The following is a 22,968-nucleotide window of genomic DNA, read 5'->3' as shown; positions in this document are numbered from 1 at the left end:
CAACCCAAAAAACCAAAAAAATTAGCACTCTTTTTGAGAGAGTGCTAAAAATACATCTCAAGACCTAGAGAAGCAAAAAAAGAGCACCTCCTAGGTACTCTAATCTTATCGATCATATTTTGACAAATGATAGGTCTCAATAATAGATATGAGGTGTTTGGCGTAATCTGGATCACTGCTAAAACCCGCAGCTTGTAGTTTTTCTGCCGCAACTTTATAACTAGTCGTTCCTGCCACCTCTTTATAGGTCGACTCGCCCCACGTTCCTTGGCGAAGTTCTTCTAAATAAGTCATCATAGAACTTGACCAATCCTTAAAAACTGCAAAATCCACCTTTTGGTATTGCCATTTCCCTTTACTGTAGATACTATCCTTTAAACGAATACGTTCTTGACCCGGCTGAGCTACCAGACTGTAGATGTTATGGTATTTAACAGATAAAAGACTGCTACCATAATTCGACTCATATGCAGCTTGGCTAAGGAGAATTGACGCTGGCACACCATAGTTTTTGGACATCTTTTGAGCTGTTGGAGCTAAGGTCTCAATAAACTCTTGCTGCGTGTAAGCAACCTTTACCGAACGAGCATTATCATCTGTAGAGGCATGAAGAATCAAAGGTAAGACAATACCTAAAGCGAAAACAGCAACTAAGGTTATGAAGGCTTTTAGTTTAAAACGTCGTCTCACTTAGCTTTCTCCTTTAATAATGCCAAATATTCCTCCAAAGTAAGATTATGTTCAGTCATATACTCTGCTGACTCTTTACCAACATAGCGGAAATGCCAATCCTCGTAACCTACACCAGTTGATGATGTTTTACCATCTGGAAAACGAAGAACAAAGCCATATTTCGGCGCCAACTCTTTGACTTTAGCTACTGTATCTGGATCTGCTTCATTTAAGCTATCTACAGTACTCATATCAATCGCAAGACCTGTCTGGTGTTCACTCGCTCCTGGTGGTTGTGAATAGGTTTGAACCTTTTTCTCCGCCTGAGACTCCGTCAAACTTGGGTCAGCAGCCATTTCCTGCTGAACATAACTGTTATAAAGTTCTGTCTGATAAGCGACACTACGATAACCTGATATCAAGTGGTAACTTGGATCAATTTCTTGAGCAGCTGCTAAAAACTCCTTAACATTCTTAGCAATTCTCGCATCTACAGAAACACCATCGACATCAGCAATCTCAGGGTTAAGTTCTTTAGACTTATTATCTCGATTTACCAAAAGCAATTGCCAGTCTTTAGGCGATACATCAGGTAGTCCCTTTGTATCCTTGCTTCGAGTCGCATCGGTAGCTTGCTTACTACTTTTTATTACCGACGATCCATTGGTTTGTTGAACCGTACGACTGACACCAAATACAGAATAAAGTCCTGCTGCAACTAAAAGGACTGCAATCAAGACACTACTGATAACCAAAAACCAGTTGGTTTGCTTTTTCGCCTGACGGCGACTTGGATAGTTATTTTTTACCATTTTCTTTTTCTATTATCTCTCGCCCAACCTGACGATAAGTCATATCGCCAAGTGCTTCTAATGTAAATTTACCATTTTCATAAGCAACAACAGTAACCGAACCGTTGTCCAATGAAGGATGCTCGACAGAAGGATCAATTAACCAAGCAAAGGTTGCAATGGTCATACCGTGACTAACAACGATAGCATTACCACCACCAGACCTCTCAAGATCCTCAGCAATAGCTGTAAACCCTTCTATAATACGTTTTCTGAGCACTTCCCAAGACTCTGCCCAACCAGCCGTATCCACATCAAGGATACCTTGTGCAAGTTCAGGATAAGTTACCTCATGCAAATCCTTACCTTGAAAAGCATCTGTTCTCGGTAGCACACCGTAGAAAAGTTCACCATCATAGCCACCATCTAAACTACCAAAACACCACTCACGAATACGTTTGTCACGCTTATAGGGAATAGTTTCTAAACCCGTCTCACGCAAAATGATATCCATGGTTTGAATCGTTCGACCTGAATCACTAGAATATGCAGCTTTAAAAGGAATACCTGCTGCTCTCAGACCTACCCCCAATTCACGAATACCTTCTTCACCGAATGGGGTCAAAGGGCTATCAGACCAACCTTGTGCACGACCAATGGTGTTAAACATCGTTTTGCCATGTCTCGCAATATATAACCTAACCTTACTCATAGCGCCCCTTCTTTCCGTCATTTTTGAATTCATTATAGCACAAATCCCCTCGACTATCTAGCCAGCGAGACCATCAGAAAATGCCTTACCAATTGGTAAAGCATTTATCATCCGCTTAGTTTTTAAAGCTGTGAACAGGAGCTGGGATTTGACCACCACGCGCAATAAAGTCAGCCGATGAAGCTTTGTTTACCTTCATTACTGGTGCATAACCAAGAAGACCTCCAAGTTCCAGCATGTCACCTTCCTTACCATAAGGAATAATACGAACAGCTGTTGTTTTCTGGTTAATAACACCGATAGCCGCTTCATCAGCAATCATGGCCGCGATTGTAGTATCTGGCGTATCAGCAGGAATAGCAATCATGTCTAGACCAACAGAACAGATAGCTGTCATAGCTTCCAATTTTTCAAGGTTGATATGACCAGATTTAACAGCCGCAATCATCCCCTCATCTTCAGAAACCGGAATAAAGGCACCTGACAAACCACCAACTTGGTTACATGCCATGATACCACCTTTTTTAACTTGGTCATTAAGAAGGGCTAGAGCTGCAGTAGTACCATGTGTACCAACAACTTCAAGACCCATCGCTTCAAGGACACGGGCTACTGAATCACCAACTGCTGGTGTTGGCGCAAGAGACAAATCTACAATACCGAACTCGACACCAAGACGTTCACTGGCCATTTGACCAACCAACTGACCAACACGTGTGATTTTGAAGGCAGTCTTCTTAACTGTTTCAGCTAAAACATCGAAACTTTCGCCTGGAACTTTCTCAACTGCACGTTGCACAACACCAGGACCTGAAACCCCAACATTGATTACAACATCAGCCTCACCAACACCGTGGAAGGCACCTGCCATAAATGGATTATCTTCAACCGCATTGGCAAAGACAACCAATTTACCTGGACCCATTGAATCTGCCTGAGAAGCCTCTTTGATGATACGTCCCATGTCACGTACTGCTGTCATGTTAATACCAGTCTTTGTTGAACCAATGTTGACAGACGAACAGACAAAATCAGTCTCAGCAAGCGCACGTGGAATAGAATTGATAAGAATCTCATCACCTTTTTGGTAACCCTTTTGAACGAGCGCAGAGAAACCACCAATAAAGTTAACGCCGATTTCCTTAGCTGCTCGGTCAAGCGCCTTCGCAAAAGGTACATAGTCTGTAGCATCTGTTGCCGCACCGATGATTGAAATCGGAGTAACAGAGACACGTTTATTAACAATCGGAATACCAAGTTCAGCCGCAATCTCGTCGCCAACAGTTACCAAATCCTTAGCCTTAGATACAATCTTGTTATATACTTTTTCCGCTGCCTTATCGATATCTGAATCTATACAGTCTAGGAGTGAGATTCCCATGGTAATGGTACGAACATCAAAGTTCTGTTCCTCAATCATGGCAATGGTTTCTGTAACCTGTTTAATATTCATTTTAAACTACTCCTATCTTACAAGTTGTGCATCGCATCAAAAATCGCTGAACTTTGGATGTTGATTTTAACGTTCAATGACTCACCAAAGGCTTCCAATTCAGCACGTAGGTGTGTAAAATCTTGTTTGCCTTCCGATGATACAACCGCCATCATGGTAAAGAATTCATCAAGGACTGTTTGAGAAATATCATCAATATTCAAACCAAGTTCTGCTACCTTAGTCGCAACACCCGCAACAATACCTGCTTTGTCCTTACCTACAACTGTAATAATTGCTTTCATGAGAAGCCTCCATCATTTTATTTTGTATAATTTTAGCATATTTTGATTAAAAATGCTATTTTTTATGAAAATTGCCTCTTTTTTCTTAAAAAAGACGAATATTTCAGCAACATTTAATCATTATCGTTTATGAAAACATCCTCTCTTTGACCTAACTACTTGTGGATAAACTTGTTCACAACCTAAATAATTTCCTTCTTTTAAAACCTTGAAAAATCAATATTCAACACAGTTAACAGACTTATCCACACCTGTGGATAAGTCTGTGGGTAACTTGTCGATAAACAAAAAATACCGCCAAATTTAGGCGATATCTTAGCTTTATTTCCATTTTAAATTAACATGGGCATTCATTTCTTTATAGGCAGTATCGATACGTTCTTTGGTCTCTTCATCTAGTTTATTTCTATATTTACCACCTTTAATGAAATCCTCTAAAATATAAGTTTGGTAAGTATACAAAGGATACCCCTCTGGCGAAGTTGTTCCTTTAGGCGTACGGTTAACCCAAGTCGGATGTGCTTGAGCCGTCTTAATCGTGGTTTGACCATTCTTTTTCTCAAGGGTCACATCCATTAAGACACCTCTCTCTGTCCACTCTGCACTATCCACACCATCCATAGTCTCTATGCGCTGGTTAGAGATAAAATTCCCCATTGAGTAAATAATAAGTTTTTGCTGCCCATCCTTTTTAACCACCTCTGAAGGCTCAACCACATGAGGATGACCTCCAAAGATAATATCGGCACCCCAATCAATCATCTTATGATAGAGTTTAACCTGTTCATCTGTCGGTTCCAAACGATACTCAACACCCATCTGAGGCATGATAACCGTGATATCTGCTTCTTTTTCTGCACGCTGAATCTCAGCTTTCATACGTTTTTCATCCAAATTCGATAAGTGGTCTGCAACCTCTTTATCCGTTAAGTTCGACTCTAGTCCATTGTAACCATAAGCATAGGAAAGTATTGCAACCTTGATACCATTAACATTCTTGATGAGGAGTGGCGCCTTGTCACGCACCGGCTTTTCATAAACACCAACAGGATCAATGCCCACCTCTTTAAAAGCATCAGCCGTTGTAAAAGTTCCCTCTAAACCAGAATCCAAGATATGATTATGAGCCAAATCCATAACATCATAGCCAGCATCCTTAATAGCTGCAATCACTGATTGAGGAGCATTAAACAGAGGATAGCCTGACAAAGGATAATCAGGATTGATAGTTCCCTCAAAATCACCCAAAACCAAATCAGCCTGCTTTAACCACGGCTTCACATAAGTAAAATTCTCCGTGAAATCATAGCTACCATCTGCCTGCAGGGCACTCATATAGAGACCGTCATGATAGAGCAAGTCCCCATTAGCCATGATACGTGCTGTCTGTACCTGGTTCGAGGCATTCTTTTGCTGTTCGTTCTTACTATGAACAATTAAAATCTCAAGAAAAAGCAAACCTAAGACAAGAGCAATTAACCCCATCAAAATCTTATTAGTCATCGCATTGTCACGCTTTTTAGCCTGGCTCTGTTTCATAATACTCTCCTTTTTCATACTTCTAGTGTACCAAAAAAACTTATCCATTGATGATAAAAAAGATTAATAAACGGTTACATCTCAATTCCACGACGATTGAAAAGATCAGTTTTCTTAGACAAGATAAAAACTCTACTTCATACTGAAGTAGAGTTCTGTTAATGATTAACGTGTTGGTGTGTATTCCAAATCTTTACCATGTTTAGCTACAAAATCAGACATTTCAGAGTCTGGAATTTGACGTAAGTAGAGATTGGCACGAATCGTTTCATCTTCCTCACGACAAGTAGAAAGAACGAGGTATTTATCTGAAGCACTAACCTTCAAATCCTTGTTTTTAACACTTGCTTGATCATAGATAATATCCAACTGTTGTTTAAAGTCTTTATCGCTTTCAAATGATGTACGATAGAAAGCTGTGTCTTCAGGCACAATTACCATAGCAAGCGCTTCATAATAGTACTTACGTTGAGGCGTCTCAATAACAACATATTTGTGTTTATCAAAGAACGACTGATCACTATAGTAGTTAACATCGTTGAACATACGACTATCAGCAACCTTACTGCCTCGAGCATGGCCAAAGAGCCAAGTCAAACGATCACTGAAATCTTTCTTATTGTCTGTATCCATGAAGACAGTTCCCAAATACGGAACGTTTCCTCCATCAAATGTTTTATCTAAATAGGTTGAATTGTCCGTTGTTTGAACAACTGGCTCATCCAATTTAGTCCCTGGTGCATAGACATAAGCGATAGTATCAGGGTTTGTTGCCTCAAGACCATCAAATTTATTTTTGAGGTAGGCTTTCTCCTCATCTGAAACTTTATAAGTGTTTGCTTTTTTAGTCGTTAAAACACTCTTAACACCATTAGAGGATGATGCTGTTGGAGACATAAACTGGAAGCCAAGGAAGATAGCCAAAGCAGCAATTACTACGGCAGAAATCCCAGCAATCAGTTTATTGCGAGATCCATTAGATTTACGATTGTGATTACTCATAAAATGTCAAATCCTTTTCTTTATCCATAGAAAAATATCACCGAAGCCCTAGCCCCAGTGATATTCTTTTTAGCAATAGCAGTTAATTATTTAACAGCTGCTGTGTTTGGAAGAGCTTTAGCGTCAGCTTTTGCTGCTGCTGGAGCTTTCTTTTCTGCAGCTTTAACAGCTTTAGCTTCTTCTTTAGCGTCTTTGTTAGCGTTAGCTTTATCAGTAACTACAAATTCGTCTTTGATGATGTTTCCGTTAGCATCACGTTTTGGTTCGATGTGTTCACCAGCATCTTCAAATTTTTGTTTAGTTGAATCTGCATCAACGTTGTTAAGACCATCTTTAGCAGCTTGAGTAAGACCATCAGTCTCGTTTGAGAAGAAGTCTTTACCAGTTACTTCTGTTTTGTTATCAAGGTTTCCTGTGTGAACGTTACCTTCGTTGTTAGCGAATGCAGGAGCTGCTGCGGCGAATACTGCAAGAACTGCAGCTGATGTAAGCAATACTTTTTTCATAATTGTTTCTCCTCTAATGGATTATTATATATTTAGTATCAGGACCTCCCTGACATCTATAGATTATAACACTATCTAGAGATATGTCAACAATTTTTAAAAACTTTTTTAAATTTTTAATATATCCTACAATTCCCACAAACAAAGGGTTTTTGAAGTCTGTTACCAAATAGTAATAATTAATCATTTTTAATTTTAATGTTATTTTAGGTAATTTATTATGTCCTCTGCTAAGTTTAAATACAAATTTAAATCATATATAAAAGCATAATTTGTAAAATATACATTCATTATTATAAAAAACAATGGCTAGAAGAGTCCTATAAAATGACCAAATCTAAGTTATTTGAGGTATAGAACAATATCAACTCTCAAATTATCGCACCTACTTATTTTCTGGTATTTTTGGATGATAAATACATAATATACAAGACTTTAGTTTGTTGCATTAGATAAAAATTAGGATTTATGAGAGTTTTTTTGTTTAGGAATTCGTTTACATCAGTTAGAATTATGAAAAAATAAGCTACTATCTTATTTTTGATAGAGTTTAAACTAAATTTTTTTAAGAAAATGATTTTGACAAATTTTTCGTATACACTATGAGTAAAACTCAAAATAAGGATATTTTCCAACTTGTCTACCCATAAAAGAAGTATATTGGGAAAAATAATTTTAGAATCAGATCCTCAATCATCTATTCTAGTCTAACTAATCCCTCCTTCTGCCCGTTAAGCACTTGTACCATATTCGAAACCATCTCCATAGATAGGTTATAGCGATTATCCTATAAGTAAACAATCGTTTCGCTTTGTATTCCGACTTAATCAGAGAAATCTATATCTCACCAAACAAATAGATTATTCTCTCGAAGCGATTTCAAAGGTTCTAAATCATAGTAACAAAGAAATTACAAAGACTTATGTTAACACTAAAGATACCGTCAATCAGACTGTAGGTGACATCGCATTTCATAGCTTAAAATAATGATGAGGTGAATATGGGGTGAATCTTTCTCTTCTAGACATAAAAATACCTCTTAAGTAGATTTTAGGTATTTACCTTGTCTACTTAAGAGGTATCATATCAAACTCTTGAGTGCTTTGAAACGTTGATATAATCGTATCGATTAACGTTTTGAGTGCAGTGGTTGCCATCCAATCAAACATCGCTTCGCTTGTTTTCTTGGGGCAACTATGCATAGCATATCTCTATGCGACTAAAGTCGCTAGAGCTATCCTAATTGCGCACCGCCAATTCTCATACAAAAAAACACCTTGCAAGTTGCAAAGTGTTTTCGTTTGTACTCTGCTGTCCAGTAACGAATTAACGTTTAGAGAACTGGCTAGCTTTACGAGCTTTCTTAAGACCTGGTTTTTATAACCGATGCTATTTAGCCATTATTTTTAGTCTTTTTCAAGATTTGTTGCTTAAAAAACCATAGATAACATTAACAATCATCAGTAGCGGGGCAATAGGAATGAGATTTGGAAAAAGATAACCAACTAATAATATGATCACTAGCTGCAATCCATATAATAGTGCCCACCGATAAGGTATCTTTTTTTCTTCAGCTGATAACGGTCTTTGACTCGTCTTAATCACCATTGCTGTCATGATTATCCAAGCTACATCCCAAAGGGCAAGAACGATGAGGTAAAACAGGAGAAAGGCAAAATTAGCGGAATGCTGTCCAATCCCTCGAGTCGCTAAGGGAACAAAACTAGCTGTTAAAAGCCAAAAACTATTGGCTCCAAATAAACGAAAGCTGACATGATTTACTAATTTGTAGAGTTCATGATAATATAGCCAGACTGCCATGATTTGCAAAAAACTAGTAATGTAGATAAAAAGCATGGGTAGCATGCTTCTAAGTCCTACTACGGTCAATTCCTTAGGTAACTGTAACTCCAAGGCCATAATTGTGACAATAATGGCCAATATAGCATCTGACAAGGCTTCTACCCTTTGTTTTTCCATTCTGCCCTCCTAATGACTGCTTTTTTGCTTTTTTCTAACGGCTGTGTTGAGGGCTCTATGCTGCAGCCATCAATCCCACAAACTAAACCTGTCTCTTCTGAATTGCTGTCTAGTAGTTGAAAAGGGGTATCTATCATTTTATTGTGCTCCTTCCTCTGCTTGAATTTGTTTTAATACCGCTAACATGTATTCATAAGGCTGAGCACCTGAAATGCCATACTTATTGTTCAGAATAAAGAAAGGTGCACCTTGAACGCCTGATTGATTGGCTTCTAAGATATCGCGTTTGACCTCGTCAGCAAACGCATCGCCAGCAAGAACCTGCGCTGCCTCTTCTTGTGGTAGAGCGAACTCACTGATAACAGCTAGTAACACAGAATGATCCGCAATATTGGCATGTTCTTCAAAGTAAAGATAGTACAAGGCCATAATGAAATTTTGATGATCTTTTTTATCTAAATACTTCTGCGACCATTTAATAAGACGGTGAGCTGAAAAGGTGTTGGTTGGGATAATCCCCGCCATATCAATACGAAGCCCTTCTTCATTTCCCATGCTTTCCATGTGCGCAAACTGAGCTTTAGCTTGCTCAGTGGTCATACCGTGACTGGCAGCAAACTCTGTGAGCATGGTTTCACTTGTTTCTAAAGGCGCATTGGGATTTAGCTGGTAAGCTTTCATTGTCAAATCTTCCGGGTTTAAACCAACAGCTGCCATAGCACGCTTCATCCGACTAGCACCAATGTAACAAAATGGACAGGCAATATCTGACCAGTAACTAATTTCCATATTTCTTCCTTTCTTTCCACTACCAAGAAGCTTTTTTCAACCCAGGAATGACACCTTGGTAAACTTGCTGGCGTAAACAAATCCGACAAAGTTTAAACTTGCGGTAAACCGAATGCGGGCGGCCGCATGCCAAACAGCGTGAGTATTCTTGAACCGGATAGGCCTTCTTTTTCCTTTGTATCAAAGCTTTTCTTGCCATTTAAACCTCTTTCTTATCAACCAATTGACCCTTTTTAAAGACTAATAAACTCGTCAGGGTAGGCTGAATGCCAAATAAAGAAATAAGACGGGGCACTTGAAAAATATCTGCTTGGTAAAGCACCAAGTGCTCTCGTTCAGCCATGTCTATGAGTTCTTTTTGCCCAAGAGACGATAGACTGCATTGATTTCCTGAAACAAGAAGAGCTAAATTTTGATGTTTGGCTAACAGTTCTTCTAATTCGATACTAGACGTGACTGATTTCATCATAGGTTATCAATATAGGCCAATGTATCTAGGGCAGCAATGGCACCGCTACCTGCTGCAGTAATGGCTTGTTGGTATTTTGGATCTTGCACATCACCAGCTGCAAAAATACCTGCAACAGAGGTCTTTGCTGTTCCTGCCTGTGTTTGAATATAGCCTTTATCATCCAATGCTAATTTTCCATCAAGAAAATCGGTGTTTGGCTGATGACCAATGGCCACAAAGAGACCGTCAGCCTGAATGTACTCAATATCACCTGTTTCATTATTACGAACATCCAAACCAGTCATTCCCATCAGATTAGATGTAACTTTGACAGGCGTGTAATTTAACATCCAATGAATTTTATCATTTGCCTGAGCCCGTTTGGCCATAATATCAGATGCGCGTAACTCATTGCGGCGGTGGATAACGGTCACTTTCGATGCAAAGCGTGTCAAATAGAGGGCTTCTTCCATAGCGACATCACCCCCGCCAACTACAAGGATTTCACGCTCTTTATAGAAGAAAGCATCACAGGTCGCACAAGCGCTGACACCTTTTCCGATGGCCTCTTCTTCGCCTTCAATTCCTAGGTATTTAGCGCTAGAGCCTGTTGCGATAATAACGGCCTTGGTATCAATGATTTCACCATTATCCAGATGTACCTCGAAAGGAGACGATTCGCCTTCAATTTTTTGAACAAATCCAAAGGTCATTTCGGTGCCAAACTGTTCTGCTTGGCGGCGCATTGTTTGGACTAATTCATTGCCATCAATCCCGTTTTCAAAACCTGGATAATTTTCTACGAGGGTTGTGGTGGTTAATTGACCACCCTCAGAATAGCCTGTGATCAATCGATTTTTCAAACCAGCTCGACTTAAATAAATGCCAGCTGTGTACCCTGCAGGTCCTGAACCTACAATAATTGCATCATACATAAATCACCTCATGATAACTGTGCTTGGATTTTTTCTATCAATGTTTGTTTAGGATGAACACCAACAAGAGCATCAACGGGTTTGCCATCTTTAAAAATCACCATTGTTGGGATAGAACGAATGCCAAAGAGATTGGCCAGATCTTGTGATTGGTCCACATCCACCTGAGCAATCGTTACTTTTCCGTCAAATTCCTGTGAAAGTTCTTCCACTACCGGCTCCATCATCCGACAAGGTGGGCACCACTGCGCCCCAAAATCGATAAAACTTACCCCATTTTGGATAGATTTCGCAAATGTTTCGGTTGTTAGTTGTGTCGTCATAAAAAACTCCTATCTAAAATAAATCGCTTCTATTCAATTATATAATTGAATAGCATAAGAATAAAAGAATGAATTTCAAAAAGGTTAACTTAGCCCTTCTAAAACTCCAATTTGTATCACTTAGTTTCTTTGAGATACTAAATAAGAAGTATTTCAAAGATGCAATTCAATGAAATTATTGAATAGGTTGAGTAAAAAAGAAATTCAACTTTTTTATTGAATAATTGAATTATAGCACACTAAATCTATTTTGCAACGATTTTGCTCACGAGTCTCCGGTTATAAGAAAAGACTAAGGAATACACCTTAGTCAAGTTCTGAACGAGAGGATGCACCCCACTTCCAATCAGCAAAACTGCGATTGAGACTATAGATACTGTAGCCTAAACTCTGTAAATCCTGTGCTGCTAGGTTAGCATAGCCACATTGGCGCCCGCGACAATAAACAATGATGGTCTTCTCTTTGGGAAGCTGAGCTTTTTTTTGATCAAACTCATCGATTGGTAAATTACAAGCTTTTGGCAAGTGCCCTGCCTCATACTCCTCAACAGGCCTTAAATCAAGTAGGAGAGCATCTGTCTTAGCTGCTAATTCAATTGCATTAGCGAGCTCAATCTGAGGAACACCAGCTGCCTCATCATAGTCTGACTCAATCGCTCTGACTTCTGCTAACTGTTCTTCACCGACGGCAAATAACAGAAGGACTAACTGGACAACCTTTTCAGAAGCCAAGCTATAACGGATAAAATTACCATTTCGACTCGTCACCACCAAGTGACTTTCTTTTAAAACCTGAAGGTGGCGCGAAGTATTGGCAACAGAGAGACCCGTCGCATGCGCAATTCCCTCAACTGTCTTTGGTCCCTGTGATAATATATTTAAAATATCAAGACGCTTCTCACTTCCTAGCCCCTTTGTTAAGCGAGATAGCTCTTGGTAAATATTTTGTTTGTAATCAATCATTGTCTCTTGCATCAAATCAACTCCTTATCTATTCAATTCAATAGTATAATTCTTAAAAACAGTTGTCAACTATTCCATTCGAAAGATGTTGATACTCATTTGTGGCAAAAAAGCCGGCATTCGCCAAAAAATAAAAAGAATACTTATCCTTAACATTTACTAATATTAATAGGAAGAGAACTTCATTATTCCTCTTAGTTCTATAAAAAGTGTGGCTAATTTGAGGCAAAATTTTAAATTAAATTTGCCACAAATTAATGGCTTCACTATTATTTTAAATCAAGAAGTAGTAAATAATCTTATTTTTTTACTACCAGACTGTCTTTAGATATTAGCTTTTCGTCACCAACTACAGTTGACATAGACCCACAAAAAACTTAAAAACCTTGCGATGTAAGACTGGCACGGAGAAGACCATTCTATCATCACAAGGTAAGAGTATTCAAATCTTATTGAAGACTCAAATAATAACAAATTTTAATTAAGGATAGTAATATCATAGGTTTTTCTAGAAGTTTCTTGAGGTGAAATTTTCGTTACCTGTCTTTTATCTTCTAAGAAATTACCTTCTTCAAGTGAAGTGGAGAGACCACTCCAAGGTTCCAAAGCAATGAATGGACTTTTATTAGCTGTAGACCACAGAATCAAGTTTGGAAAATCATCAAAATCAACTCGAAGACCTTTACCAGACTTTCTCGAGCGAAGTGTCACGCTGCGAGATTTCAGTCGGTCAAGTGTAATGGCGTCATGAGAAAAAAGTGAGTAATCCAAATCAAGAGACTTTTGGTTTTCCAAAAATGGCGTCCGATCTTGTAAATCTAATAACCCTGTCTCAGGGAAACTCTTTGGTATCGAACAAGACTCAACCTCACTAAATTCAAGAGAATAGTCCTCATACTTTTCGCCTTCTACTAAAGGACAATTGAATGCTGGATGGGCTCCAATGAAGTAAGGCATCGTTTTTTCAGTTTCCAAGTTCGTTACCTGAAACTCGGTTCTAATGGATTTCCCATTTAAGGTATAAACAACTCTTAGTTCAAACCGATAAAGGTAATTATCAAGCATCTCAGCATTTGGTTTAATGCTGAAAGTCACGCTATTTTCATTAACTTCTTCAAGAGTAAATTCTTCTTTTCGAACAAAACCATGTCTACGAATTAGACCTGTAAAAAAGGGTCTTTCTTGAGGTCTATAAATAGCCCAATCATTACGTAAACTACCACAGATAGGAAATAGAATTGGTGCCTGTCCATTCCAATACTCTGGATCAGCTTGCCAGAGATATTCTAACCCATCTTTGTCTTTAATCGAAGTCAGTTGACCACCAAGTGTTTTAAACTGAACCGTAAGATACTCGTTTTTTAATTCGATAGTCACAGTTAATTCCTTTCTTTTTGTTATTGGAAAGGCAAATAATCTACCTCGAAGTGAACAGTCTCACATATTGCTACATCGAGTAATTGTAAAACTTCCCATTCAAATTCGGATAATGCTAAATCAGAATGGCAAATCCACTCTTTTCCAGGTGAAACACACCAGTTACTACATTTTAGTAGTGAGGTAGCTTCAAGCTCAGGAATTATAGGACAATCTTCGAAATTAATAATATATACCTTTTCAAAGCCTGATCTAAAAATCGGATAACAAATTATTACATTCTCAGGTGATATTACTCTATCACTTGAGTTTCTGCTACTTTCTTATACCAATGTGCTGATTTCTTAGGATAGCGTTCTTGCGTATCAAAGTCTACATAGAACAATCCATAACGTTTTTCATAACCATTTGACCATGAGAAAACGTCCATAAGTGACCAAATGAAGTAACCTTTAACATTTGCACCATCCGCAATCGCGTCTGATAAAACTTCCAAGTGTTGCTTCACGTAATCAATACGACCATCATCATAAACAGTATTATCTACAAACTCATCTTTGTATCCGAGACCGTTTTCAGTGATGTAAATCTTCTTGTAATTCGGATAATCATTTTTCACTCGCATGATTTGGTCATACAAGCCTTCAGGATAAATAATCCAATCCCAGTCTGTGCGTGGAACATAGTCAGGAGCTACTCGACGACCAACACCCTTAATTTGGTACTTAGAGCTTCCTTTTTCACCCTTACCATTGTGAATGATTTCAGTCTCACCATCAAAAGCTTGCATCCAATCACTCATGTAATAGTTGATACCAAGGAAATCATTCAAATCTTTAGCTGCTTCAAGTGCTTGGAAGTCTTCATCACGAAGATCAAGTTCTCCACCATTCTCAGCTAGGATATGGTTGACACCTTCCATCGTTTTATCTGAATAGTGCCCAAGATATGTTGCATCCAAGATAAATTTGTTATGGATGATGTCTTCAAGTTCAGCAGCACGAACATCTGCTGGATTTTCCGGATCATAAGGGTATTTAGTTGGTAAAGCATGAACAACACCAATTTCACCTTTATAACCTTTATCCTTATACAATTTTACAGCACGTGCATGAGAGACCATCATGTTGTGGTGTGATTGGAAGACTTTGGCAAGATCATATTGAATGCCTGGAGGGAATTTACCAACCAAGTATTGACCATCACCAATTGGGCCAATTTCATTGAAAGTTGTCCAGTAGTTTACTTCTGGAAACTCTTCAAAACAGAAAGCGGCATAATCTACAAAGTGTTCTATATTTTCGCGGTTTAAGAAATCTCCATTTGAATGAAGAGCTTCTGGTGTGTCAAAATGATGCAAAGTCACAAATGGTTCAACATGACGCTTGTGGCATTCAGCAAATAGTTTATGGTAGAATTCAACACCTTTTTCATTTACTTCGCCGTAGCCCGTTGGGAAAATACGAGACCAGGCAATAGAAATACGAATACCATTAACACCATATTCTTCAGCTAATTCTAAATCAACTGGGTATTTATGGTAAAAATCACTTGCAGGTTCTGCTGTATACCAATAATTATCTTCAAGATACTTATCCCATGCTACTGGGCCCTTACCATCTGTGTGAGTTGCACCTTCTGCTTGATAAGCAGCTGTCGCACCACCAAAAATAAAATCTTTAGGAAGTGTTTTAGTCATAAGTGTAAGTCCTTTCAAAAAAGCATTTGAGACGAGATTCTGTGTTCTGAAAACCAAGGAAATGAAATGATATGGTTAACACTGTGTTGAGGAAATAGAATGAGTGATCTCGTCTCAAATAACTTTTACAAATTTATTAATCAAACTGTTGTTGAACAAATGCAAGAGCACCTTGTCCATCACGTGTCAATTTGATATATTGAGCTCCTTCAGTTTTTGCAAGTTTAATGCCCAATTTGTCTGTTTCAGCCTTCATATCATCGAAGTTTGAAGCGACCTGTGGAGCCAAGATTACCAAGTCAAACTCTGGCAACATTTCACGGTGAGCACCGTAACCACCCGCTGCCGCTTTGACTGGAACATTGTATTCTGCTGCTGCTTTGTTCAAGGCATTGGCAAGCAAGCCACTTGTACCTCCACCTGCACAAAGAACAAGGACATTAGTTTCTTTTGTGATATTATTGTTTGCTGCTACATCTTCTTTAGCAACGCCTGCTTTTCCAAGAACGGCATCTGCTTTAGCAGTATTGAAGTTTGCAGCTACTTTTTCTTTAAGAGCATCGTTTGTTTTACCAGAACGTTCTTCTTCAAGAATTTGTTCATCGTATACCTTAACAAATGGGTAATAAATGATAGTATCAACAACTACCAAGAGTCCGGCTAAGATAAATGATAGAACTTGGAAGTTAGTACCGAGTACAATTCCCAACGGACCAGGAGTAACCCATGGAAGGTTGGCAGAGAATGAGTTCATGTTCAATGTGTCAACAAAGAATTTAAAGATCCAAACGTTGACAATCGGAGCTAAAATGAACGGTACAAAGAAAATCGGATTCAATACGATTGGTGCACCAAATAAGATTGGCTCGTTAACCCCAAAGAATGTTGGAACAACTGAGGCACGTCCGATGGCACGGTTACGTTCTGATTTACAAATCCACATGAACAAGAATGGAACAATCAATGTCGCTCCTGTACCACCCATGGTAACAATAAACATTTGAGTACCAGAAGTGATAACTTTATCTGCATGTTGTCCAGCTTGGATAAGATGCAAGTTGGCATCGATATTGGCATAAGTGATAGCAGCGATTGCTGGTTCGACAATTGAAGGACCGTGGATACCAACAAACCAGAAGAAGGCATAAGCACCAAAGATAAGAGTAATTCCAAGGTAACCATCTGCAGCTGAGAAAAGAGGAGCAAGAAGGGTACCAATTGATTCTGCAACAGTTACACCAAGAGTTCCCTTAACAAGGAGTTCAAGTCCATATAGGAGAACAACTGAGACAGTGAACGGAATCAAGTCCTTAAATACTTGAGAGATATTTGGTGGAACCTCTTCAGGCATACGAATGGTAACATTATTTTTTACACAGACTTTATAAACATTAACTGTCACAAAGGCTGCGATAAATGCTGTCAAGAGACCTTTTGTACCCATGAAGGCTGTCAAGAAGCCTCCTTCTTTAGCAGGTTCAGCTGCCATCAAAAGGAAACCAACCATAGACGCTAGCATTGTAGACAAGAAGTTAATTTGATTAGTCGCAGGTAGGTCACGGTTCATTGAGTCCGTCAAAGCTTTAGCGGTAGTACCACCAACAAAGAATGCTAGGATACCCATTGAATAGCTATAAGGAGTCATCAAGAAAGTTTCAACACCTTTAGACCAGTGAAAGCCCCAAGCATTTGGCACATAGGCAATCAAGATAAAGATTGATGAGAAAAGGATGACTGGCATACCAGCGATAAATCCATCACGAATAGCACGGAGATAGATGTTTCGAGAGATTTTCTCAAAGAATGGTTTCCCCTTCTCAATAAGTTCAATGAGTTTATGCATTATTTTGCTCCTCTTTTATAAAGTTCGATAAGGTGATAAATCACATCTTTTAACAAGACCGTAGTCATCAAGTGATCCTGACCATGCATCATAGTAACACTGTATGGAAGTTCTTCCCCAGAAGCTTCTCGAGCCAACATAGCTGTCTGAGAATTGTGAGCCTCTGCAATGCAAGTTCCTGCTTCTACTACAAGATTATCTGCCTTAGCGAAGTCACCATTTTCAGCTGCTTTAAGCGCTTCCAAAAGTTTAGAGCGAGCGTCGCCAGCGTAGGCAACAATTTCAAACCCTAAAAGAGTCATCTCTTCTCTGTTCATAACAATATCCTCCGTTTTATGTTTTTACTATACTTTATCAGTCCATGGACTAGCTGTTTTAACAAGAACTTTGTTAAGTTCATCAATATTTTCGAATCCAGTAGTACGCAACCACTCACGTGCTGCTTTTTCACCTTCTTTGATGTAAGGTTCTACAGACCCTGCCCAAGTAGCACGTCCACAAAGCACACCATTAAACTTGGCACCTGAGTCGTGAGCAAATTGCAATGTTTCTTGGAACAATTTAGCAGACACACCTGCACTTAGATAGATGTATGGAAGGTTAGTTGCTTCTTCTTGTGCTTTAAAGAAGTCAGCAGCTTCAGCTTTACTGTAAACCACTTCACCATCAGCAAAACCTTCAACATATTTAACGTTAACTGGTACTTCTACTTTAAGAACATCAATGTTAAAGCGTGGATCAGAGAAAACTTTCATCGCTTCAATGACTTTGCGAGGTTTCACTTTTGCATATTCAACAGAACCTGCATCTGAAATTTCTTCATCATAAGCAAGGATTTCCAAGAAGAAAGGAATATCTTCAGCGACACATTCAGAACCAACACGTTCAATATAAGCTTGTTTTTGTTGGTTAAGTTCATCTGAGCTGTCTACATCATAGTAAAGCAAGAACTTAACGGCATCAGCGCCTTGCTCTTTGATACGTTTTGCAGACCAAACATCCAAGCAGTCAGGCAAACGTTTTGTACTTGATGTATCATAACCTGTTTTTTCATAGGCAAGAAGAAGACCAGCTTCTTTATCCAATGCTTTTGTTGCTGGAAGTCCGTATTCAGGATCAAGCAACATTGATGATGCATATTTTGTAAGTTCATCAGCAACCAAAACCTTCAGTTCTTCCATTTGAGCTACAGTTGGCTCTGCATCTTGATATTGTGCCATCAAACGTTTCAAAGCACCACGTTGGTCAAATGCCAAAGCTGAGATAATACCATTTTCGTCTGAAAGTTTTTCCAAATACTTGCGTTTCTGTTCTGTAAGTACCATTTTTTAAATACCTCTTTTATACTTTTCTTACTAAGTTCTTTTACAAGATGAATTTCTCTAGTTTATACGTAAAAATTTTCAACTAATTATTTTATCTGATTATGAGATTTATAGATCTATTATCTAGTCGTGATACTCACCACGGTCCCATTTTTCAAGGAATTCTGTAAAGAAATCTTCATCTGCTTGATGTGCATTATGAGTTTCAACGTGTTCGATTTTTGCAATCAATTTTTTATTTTCTTCTGTTGGCTTGTACTCTGCTTCAATGAAAGCTTCAATGATGTCATTCATAAGAAGACCACCAGTAATCATTCCACCGAAACCGATAACATTCGCATTTAACTCTTCTTTTGCATATATAGCTGATGTCATATCACGAACCAACGCTGAGCGAACACCTGGAACTTTATTGACTGCATTGTTAATGCCAACACCTGTACCACAGATACATACTCCCAAGTCTGCTTGACCACTTACTACTGCTTCACCGACTTTTTTACCATAGATAGGGTAGTGAGTACGTACGTGGTCATATGTCCCGAAATCAAGGACCTCATGTCCTTTTGATTTCAAGAATTCTGATACTGCCATTTTTTCATCTGTGACAATGTGGTCACATCCAATTGCGATTCTCATTCCTTAACTCCTTTTCTTAACACATCTTGTTAAGCATATCTACTCGGATTTGATGACGTCCGCCATCATATTTACCATTGACGAAACCTTTAGCGATGTTTTTAGCAAGCTCATCACCGACGATTTCAGCGCCAACCGTAATCATTCGTGAATTGTTATGTCCACGTGTCATATAAGCTGAGCGTTCATCTGAAACTTCTGCTGCAACCATACCTTTAATTTTAGTTGCTACCATGAATGGACCAGCTCCATAAGCATCAATTACAATACCTAAGTTTTGCTCATCTTTATTTACTTCAGAGGCAACTGCCAAGGTAACATCAACAAAATCTTGTCCGTCCTTAGTCACATCAATTACCTCAAAACCTTCTTCTACAAGAAAATTTTTCACAACATCTTTTAATCTCGTACCTTTGAGATCTGCACCAACAACAATAGCCATTTTGACTACCTCCTAAATTTTAGAAAGAAATGCTACGTAGAAGTAGAAAATATTTTGCAAAATGTTCGAAATAACGTTTTCATCATTTCTTTGTTTATATAATACCAAACATCTAAACAAAAAGCAACACTTTTTGTTTATTTTTTGTTTGTTTTTTTGTTTGCTTTTTTAAAAGTAGATAACACCGTTAAATTATTGTTCATTTAAACCATCACAAAATGGACGTGAAATATCTATTCAAGTATTACAAAAGTCTTTTACTTTCTATAATTTACTGATTAAGAGGTCCTACCTTATTTTCGTCTTATACAAAATCTGACCTAAGTTAATATACGTCAACCCTCTGTTCTTATTTCATCATCTAACGTTTGTTTTTTGTTTGAAATTGTTTGTTTCGCCTTGAAAATATTGTCTTTTATGATACAATTAAAAGAGAATTATCTTTGGAAAAAAATTACTTTATGAAAGAAGAGTCTTCATATGAACAAAAAACGACGATTAGAAAAAATTTTAGATATGTTAAAGATTGACGGGACCATAACCATAAAAGAAATAATAGATGAACTAGATATTTCCGATATGACAGCCCGTAGAGACCTTGATGCTCTAGAAGCTGATGGACTTTTAAGACGTACTCATGGTGGTGCACAATTGCTTTCCTCTAAAAAGCCACTTGAAAAGACACATATCGAGAAGAAAAGTCTAAATACAAAAGAAAAAATTGACATTGCTAAAAAAGCCTGCTCTTTAATCAAAGATGGCGATACTATTTTTATTGGACCCGGAACTACACTTGAACAACTGGCATTAGAATTGAAAGGTCGTAAAGGTTATAAAATTCGTGTCATTACAAATAGTCTCCCTGTGTTCTTGATTCTAAATGATAGCGAAACCATTGATTTATTGCTTCTTGGCGGTGAATATAGAGAAGTAACTGGAGCTTTTGTAGGTTCAATGGCTTCGACAAATTTAAAAGCAATGAGATTTGCCAAAGCTTTTGTTAGTGCAAATGCTGTTACCCATAATTCTATTGCTACATATAGTGACAAGGAAGGTGTGATTCAACAACTTGCCCTAAACAATGCTGTAGAAAAATTCTTATTAGTAGACAGTACTAAATTCGATCGATACGATTTCTTTAACTTCTATAATCTAGATCAACTCGATACCATCATTACAGATAACCAGATTAGCCCTCAACACTTAGAGGAATTTAGCCAGTACACTACTATTTTAAAAGCGGACTAGAATTATGACTTATAAAAATATTGTTTTTGACCTTGATGACACTCTTTATGACCATCAACTCCCCTTTAAACGTAGCGTTGAGAAATGTTTTCCAACGATTGATATCCAACAAATAGATAACATTTACAAACGTTTTAGATATTGGTCTGATGTTGCTTTTCCTAAATACACGAAAAAACTCATCAGTATTGAGGAACTTAGAATTTTTCGCTGTCAGAAGACTATGGAAGAATTTGGCATCGATAGTATATCTAGGACAGAAGCTCTAGACTTCCAAGCTGACTATGAATATGAACTCGATCAGATTACAATGATTCCTGAGATACATCAACTACTGCTGGCTCTACATGAAAACCACATCCCAATCGGTATTCTAACTAATGGCCCTGTTGACTTACAGAGTCGAAAACTCCAGCTTATTGGTGCCTATCAATATTTTGAAAAGAAAAAAATCATTATTAGTCAGACCACAGGGTATAGCAAACCTCAACAAGAAATCTTTGACTATACTGCCAAAAAGTTAAATTTCTTACCTTCAGAAAGCCTATACATTGGGGATACCTTTATCAACGATATCGAAGGAAGTTATAACGCTGGATGGCATCCTATCTGGTTCAACCATCGAAACAGACAGATAGCAAAAGAGAAAGAAGAAATGCCTGCTTATGAGGTCTTTAGTGCAAGTGAACTTCGAGATTTAGTTCTTGGTTTATTTGATATTAATCATGACTTCAAATAGATCTAAGATCATGAAATATCATGCTCCTTCACCGATAACGACGATATGGAAGCCAATCACGGTCTCTCCCTTTACTTTGGGAGCCGTCAAAGTCAGCTCTACTTCAACTTTTATGAAAAGCGATACGAAATCGCCCGTATGGAAAATATCTCCTTGGAAGAATCCTTGGAGATTTTTGGTATCTGGAACCGCTACGAGCTACGCTTTTCAGACCAGAAAGCCCAAGGCGTTGTGGAGGAATACATCAACGGTGTGGACCTCGGAGAAATCGCAAGAGGCATCGTGAACAAGGAAATCCAAGTCTATGATGGTGTCACCCGTTTTGGAGCCTATAAGCCCGATGAAAAATGGCAAAGGCTCTTTGGAGGGGTCGAACCCTTAAAACTCTCAACCAGTCCACAACCCTACAGTATCGAACGAACCATTCGCTGGTTAACCTATCAAGTCGCAAACTCTCTCGCACTCGTTTCTGAAGCAGACAAAATCATGCAAACAGAATACATGAAGATGATTCAGAATAGCCGTGAAATAACTGATCGTGGGGAGGCTATCTTAAGACTCCTCAAAACCAACAAACACTATGAACACTAGAAAGGAAATCTCTTATGGAATACAAAGTCGAAATCAATTCACTAAACAACTTTAAAGCCTGGTCTGGTGGACTGAGCACCTTAAACACTGTCCGTGAACGTGGTGGGATAGATACCCTAACTACCATCTGTGAAGACCTCTTTTCTGGAAATACCCCTACCGAGCACTCCGCACTATCTTTTAGCCCAGGACAAGCTGGAGCAGATCCAACCTATAGCCACATCGCCTTTGTGGAACAAGTCAAATCAGATTGCTCCATTCTTATCTCTGAATCAAACGTCAAAGGCCTAGGAGTCGTTAGCTACCGCACTTTTGATGCAGAAACAGCAAAACAATTTACTTATGTTATGGGAAATAAAGATAGTTGAATAATGTTGAAATTTTGTAGCAATTTTAATGTTTTATATGATATAATTACTTCAAAACTTAAATTTAGTGAGAAATATTATGTCAAAGAAAAATTCGAAACCAATTAAAAAAAAATCTAAAATGAAGTACATTATAGGAACTGGAGCAATAATAGTTTCTACAACGTTATTACCGAAAGTCTTGAAAAAAACCACTAATTATTTATATAAAAAACAAGTAGGGATAAATAATCGACAGCACTATAGTGTCTCATGGGAAGATGAACTAGTCAAAAAAAAATAATTATATAAAGGAAG

At 38.2% G+C, this 22,968-nt stretch carries 26 protein-coding genes and 2 pseudogenes; 5 read left to right on the top strand and 23 right to left on the bottom strand.

Features of this window, described 5'->3' with window-relative positions; all coding sequences use genetic code 11:
• Positions 1 to 105 precede the first annotated feature (105 nt).
• From BSR19_RS00845 to lacA, 23 genes are all read right to left on the bottom strand, one after another.
• Complete coding sequence (locus tag BSR19_RS00845) at positions 106 to 690, bottom strand: glycoside hydrolase family 73 protein (protein WP_037600237.1); 585 nt, start codon at positions 688 to 690, stop codon at positions 106 to 108.
• Complete coding sequence (locus tag BSR19_RS00840; protein WP_156246322.1) at positions 687 to 1,484, bottom strand: M15 family metallopeptidase; 798 nt, start codon at positions 1,482 to 1,484, stop codon at positions 687 to 689. Before BSR19_RS00840 ends, BSR19_RS00845 begins: the two co-directional genes overlap by 4 nt.
• Positions 1,471 to 2,175 (bottom strand): histidine phosphatase family protein, encoded by a 705-nt coding sequence (locus BSR19_RS00835; protein WP_156246321.1) that lies wholly within the window; start codon positions 2,173 to 2,175, stop codon positions 1,471 to 1,473. Before BSR19_RS00835 ends, BSR19_RS00840 begins: the two co-directional genes overlap by 14 nt.
• Before the next feature lie 115 nt (positions 2,176 to 2,290).
• Positions 2,291 to 3,628, bottom strand: a complete 1,338-nt coding sequence (locus BSR19_RS00830; RefSeq protein ID WP_156246320.1) for a PFL family protein — start codon at positions 3,626 to 3,628, stop codon at positions 2,291 to 2,293.
• A 17-nt stretch (positions 3,629 to 3,645) separates the two neighbouring features.
• Positions 3,646 to 3,912, bottom strand: coding sequence for an ACT domain-containing protein (locus BSR19_RS00825; RefSeq protein WP_002889695.1), 267 nt, complete (start codon positions 3,910 to 3,912; stop codon positions 3,646 to 3,648).
• A gap of 321 nt (positions 3,913 to 4,233) precedes the next feature.
• On the bottom strand, positions 4,234 to 5,451 hold the full coding sequence (locus tag BSR19_RS00820) for a CapA family protein (RefSeq protein ID WP_156246319.1): 1,218 nt from the start codon (positions 5,449 to 5,451) through the stop codon (positions 4,234 to 4,236).
• Between the two features lie 165 nt (positions 5,452 to 5,616).
• Entirely contained in the window at positions 5,617 to 6,453 is an 837-nt protein-coding gene (srtB, locus tag BSR19_RS00815) for a class B sortase, LPKTxAVK-specific (protein ID WP_002889691.1), read from the bottom strand.
• Between the two features lie 86 nt (positions 6,454 to 6,539).
• A complete protein-coding gene (locus tag BSR19_RS00810) occupies positions 6,540 to 6,959 on the bottom strand; it encodes an LPKTxAVK-anchored surface protein (RefSeq protein WP_073685760.1) in 420 nt (139 codons plus the stop codon).
• Between the two features lie 1,416 nt (positions 6,960 to 8,375).
• Complete coding sequence (locus BSR19_RS00800) at positions 8,376 to 8,939, bottom strand: TMEM175 family protein (RefSeq protein WP_156246318.1); 564 nt, start codon at positions 8,937 to 8,939, stop codon at positions 8,376 to 8,378.
• Positions 8,940 to 9,077: 138 nt separating this feature from the next.
• Positions 9,078 to 9,728 (bottom strand): DsbA family oxidoreductase, encoded by a 651-nt coding sequence (locus BSR19_RS00795; protein ID WP_156246317.1) that lies wholly within the window; start codon positions 9,726 to 9,728, stop codon positions 9,078 to 9,080.
• 19 nt (positions 9,729 to 9,747) lie between these two features.
• Entirely contained in the window at positions 9,748 to 9,927 is a 180-nt protein-coding gene (locus BSR19_RS00790) for a type Z 30S ribosomal protein S14 (protein ID WP_014677714.1), read from the bottom strand.
• On the bottom strand, positions 9,928 to 10,197 hold the full coding sequence (locus BSR19_RS00785; RefSeq protein WP_156246316.1) for a hypothetical protein: 270 nt from the start codon (positions 10,195 to 10,197) through the stop codon (positions 9,928 to 9,930).
• Positions 10,194 to 11,114 carry a thioredoxin-disulfide reductase gene (trxB, locus tag BSR19_RS00780; RefSeq protein ID WP_156246315.1) on the bottom strand — a complete coding sequence of 307 codons (921 nt, stop codon included), beginning with the start codon at positions 11,112 to 11,114 and terminating at the stop codon, positions 10,194 to 10,196. Before trxB ends, BSR19_RS00785 begins: the two co-directional genes overlap by 4 nt.
• Positions 11,115 to 11,122: 8 nt before the next feature.
• Positions 11,123 to 11,437 (bottom strand): thioredoxin, encoded by a 315-nt coding sequence (gene trxA, locus BSR19_RS00775; RefSeq protein WP_156246314.1) that lies wholly within the window; start codon positions 11,435 to 11,437, stop codon positions 11,123 to 11,125.
• Positions 11,438 to 11,743: 306 nt separating this feature from the next.
• Entirely contained in the window at positions 11,744 to 12,412 is a 669-nt protein-coding gene (locus BSR19_RS00770) for an ArsR/SmtB family transcription factor (protein ID WP_156246313.1), read from the bottom strand.
• A gap of 465 nt (positions 12,413 to 12,877) precedes the next feature.
• Positions 12,878 to 13,777: an aldose 1-epimerase family protein gene (locus BSR19_RS00765; protein ID WP_002889672.1), complete on the bottom strand. Its 900-nt coding sequence runs from the start codon at positions 13,775 to 13,777 to the stop codon at positions 12,878 to 12,880.
• A 20-nt stretch (positions 13,778 to 13,797) separates the two neighbouring features.
• Positions 13,798 to 14,070: a DUF3884 family protein gene (locus tag BSR19_RS00760; RefSeq protein WP_073686143.1), complete on the bottom strand. Its 273-nt coding sequence runs from the start codon at positions 14,068 to 14,070 to the stop codon at positions 13,798 to 13,800.
• Positions 14,070 to 15,476 carry a 6-phospho-beta-galactosidase gene (gene lacG, locus BSR19_RS00755; protein ID WP_037597316.1) on the bottom strand — a complete coding sequence of 469 codons (1,407 nt, stop codon included), beginning with the start codon at positions 15,474 to 15,476 and terminating at the stop codon, positions 14,070 to 14,072. Before lacG ends, BSR19_RS00760 begins: the two co-directional genes overlap by 1 nt.
• Positions 15,477 to 15,612: 136 nt before the next feature.
• A complete protein-coding gene (locus BSR19_RS00750) occupies positions 15,613 to 17,319 on the bottom strand; it encodes a lactose-specific PTS transporter subunit EIIC (RefSeq protein WP_037599720.1) in 1,707 nt (568 codons plus the stop codon).
• The gene (locus tag BSR19_RS00745; protein ID WP_002889669.1) at positions 17,319 to 17,636 is read right to left on the bottom strand and encodes a PTS lactose/cellobiose transporter subunit IIA; all 318 of its coding nucleotides are present in this window, start codon (positions 17,634 to 17,636) and stop codon (positions 17,319 to 17,321) included. The genes BSR19_RS00750 and BSR19_RS00745 overlap by 1 nt, the downstream gene beginning before the upstream one ends.
• 27 nt (positions 17,637 to 17,663) lie before the next feature.
• The gene (gene lacD / locus BSR19_RS00740; protein ID WP_002889668.1) at positions 17,664 to 18,644 is read right to left on the bottom strand and encodes a tagatose-bisphosphate aldolase; all 981 of its coding nucleotides are present in this window, start codon (positions 18,642 to 18,644) and stop codon (positions 17,664 to 17,666) included.
• Between the two features lie 123 nt (positions 18,645 to 18,767).
• On the bottom strand, positions 18,768 to 19,283 hold the full coding sequence (gene lacB / locus BSR19_RS00735) for a galactose-6-phosphate isomerase subunit LacB (protein WP_002889666.1): 516 nt from the start codon (positions 19,281 to 19,283) through the stop codon (positions 18,768 to 18,770).
• A gap of 16 nt (positions 19,284 to 19,299) precedes the next feature.
• Entirely contained in the window at positions 19,300 to 19,725 is a 426-nt protein-coding gene (gene lacA, locus BSR19_RS00730; RefSeq protein WP_002290555.1) for a galactose-6-phosphate isomerase subunit LacA, read from the bottom strand.
• 480 nt (positions 19,726 to 20,205) lie between these two features.
• Here lacA and BSR19_RS00725 point away from each other — a divergent pair, with 480 nt between their 5' ends.
• The 5 genes and pseudogenes from BSR19_RS00725 to BSR19_RS00705 all read left to right on the top strand — a co-directional run bounded on the left by BSR19_RS00725 (position 20,206) and on the right by BSR19_RS00705 (position 22,954).
• On the top strand, positions 20,206 to 20,973 hold the full coding sequence (locus tag BSR19_RS00725; protein WP_037604022.1) for a DeoR/GlpR family DNA-binding transcription regulator: 768 nt from the start codon (positions 20,206 to 20,208) through the stop codon (positions 20,971 to 20,973).
• A gap of 4 nt (positions 20,974 to 20,977) precedes the next feature.
• On the top strand, positions 20,978 to 21,712 hold the full coding sequence (locus tag BSR19_RS00720) for an HAD family hydrolase (protein ID WP_037599723.1): 735 nt from the start codon (positions 20,978 to 20,980) through the stop codon (positions 21,710 to 21,712).
• Between the two features lie 24 nt (positions 21,713 to 21,736).
• Positions 21,737 to 22,303: pseudogene (locus BSR19_RS00715) on the top strand (replication initiation factor domain-containing protein); the annotation flags it as partial.
• 149 nt (positions 22,304 to 22,452) lie between these two features.
• Positions 22,453 to 22,671, top strand: a pseudogene (locus BSR19_RS11435) (CHAP domain-containing protein); the annotation flags it as partial.
• A gap of 79 nt (positions 22,672 to 22,750) precedes the next feature.
• A complete protein-coding gene (locus BSR19_RS00705; protein WP_156246312.1) occupies positions 22,751 to 22,954 on the top strand; it encodes a hypothetical protein in 204 nt (67 codons plus the stop codon).
• The last annotated feature ends 14 nt before the right edge of the window (positions 22,955 to 22,968 follow it).

Origin of the sequence: Streptococcus salivarius (assembly GCF_009738225.1) — a bacterium.
Taxonomy (GTDB): Bacteria; Bacillota; Bacilli; order Lactobacillales; family Streptococcaceae; genus Streptococcus.
The sequence above is the reverse complement of the archived record's forward strand: the minus strand, read 5'-3'. Positions and strand labels throughout refer to the sequence as shown.

Coding starts and splice junctions, on each gene's coding strand:
- BSR19_RS00720 (WP_037599723.1), top strand. CDS start 20,978: ATGACTTATAAAAATATTGTTTTTGACCTTGATGACACTCTTTATGAC.
- lacD (WP_002889668.1), bottom strand. CDS start 18,644: ATGGTACTTACAGAACAGAAACGCAAGTATTTGGAAAAACTTTCAGAC.
- trxA (WP_156246314.1), bottom strand. CDS start 11,437: ATGACGACACAACTAACAACCGAAACATTTGCGAAATCTATCCAAAAT.
- BSR19_RS00810 (WP_073685760.1), bottom strand. CDS start 6,959: ATGAAAAAAGTATTGCTTACATCAGCTGCAGTTCTTGCAGTATTCGCC.
- BSR19_RS00835 (WP_156246321.1), bottom strand. CDS start 2,175: ATGAGTAAGGTTAGGTTATATATTGCGAGACATGGCAAAACGATGTTT.
- BSR19_RS00800 (WP_156246318.1), bottom strand. CDS start 8,939: ATGGAAAAACAAAGGGTAGAAGCCTTGTCAGATGCTATATTGGCCATT.
- BSR19_RS00705 (WP_156246312.1), top strand. CDS start 22,751: ATGTCAAAGAAAAATTCGAAACCAATTAAAAAAAAATCTAAAATGAAG.
- BSR19_RS00785 (WP_156246316.1), bottom strand. CDS start 10,197: ATGATGAAATCAGTCACGTCTAGTATCGAATTAGAAGAACTGTTAGCC.
- lacB (WP_002889666.1), bottom strand. CDS start 19,283: ATGAGAATCGCAATTGGATGTGACCACATTGTCACAGATGAAAAAATG.
- lacG (WP_037597316.1), bottom strand. CDS start 15,476: ATGACTAAAACACTTCCTAAAGATTTTATTTTTGGTGGTGCGACAGCT.
- BSR19_RS00745 (WP_002889669.1), bottom strand. CDS start 17,636: ATGAACAGAGAAGAGATGACTCTTTTAGGGTTTGAAATTGTTGCCTAC.
- srtB (WP_002889691.1), bottom strand. CDS start 6,453: ATGAGTAATCACAATCGTAAATCTAATGGATCTCGCAATAAACTGATT.
- BSR19_RS00790 (WP_014677714.1), bottom strand. CDS start 9,927: ATGGCAAGAAAAGCTTTGATACAAAGGAAAAAGAAGGCCTATCCGGTT.
- lacA (WP_002290555.1), bottom strand. CDS start 19,725: ATGGCTATTGTTGTTGGTGCAGATCTCAAAGGTACGAGATTAAAAGAT.
- BSR19_RS00825 (WP_002889695.1), bottom strand. CDS start 3,912: ATGAAAGCAATTATTACAGTTGTAGGTAAGGACAAAGCAGGTATTGTT.
- BSR19_RS00725 (WP_037604022.1), top strand. CDS start 20,206: ATGAACAAAAAACGACGATTAGAAAAAATTTTAGATATGTTAAAGATT.
- BSR19_RS00830 (WP_156246320.1), bottom strand. CDS start 3,628: ATGAATATTAAACAGGTTACAGAAACCATTGCCATGATTGAGGAACAG.
- BSR19_RS00770 (WP_156246313.1), bottom strand. CDS start 12,412: ATGCAAGAGACAATGATTGATTACAAACAAAATATTTACCAAGAGCTA.
- trxB (WP_156246315.1), bottom strand. CDS start 11,114: ATGTATGATGCAATTATTGTAGGTTCAGGACCTGCAGGGTACACAGCT.
- BSR19_RS00795 (WP_156246317.1), bottom strand. CDS start 9,728: ATGGAAATTAGTTACTGGTCAGATATTGCCTGTCCATTTTGTTACATT.
- BSR19_RS00750 (WP_037599720.1), bottom strand. CDS start 17,319: ATGCATAAACTCATTGAACTTATTGAGAAGGGGAAACCATTCTTTGAG.
- BSR19_RS00820 (WP_156246319.1), bottom strand. CDS start 5,451: ATGAAACAGAGCCAGGCTAAAAAGCGTGACAATGCGATGACTAATAAG.
- BSR19_RS00840 (WP_156246322.1), bottom strand. CDS start 1,484: ATGGTAAAAAATAACTATCCAAGTCGCCGTCAGGCGAAAAAGCAAACC.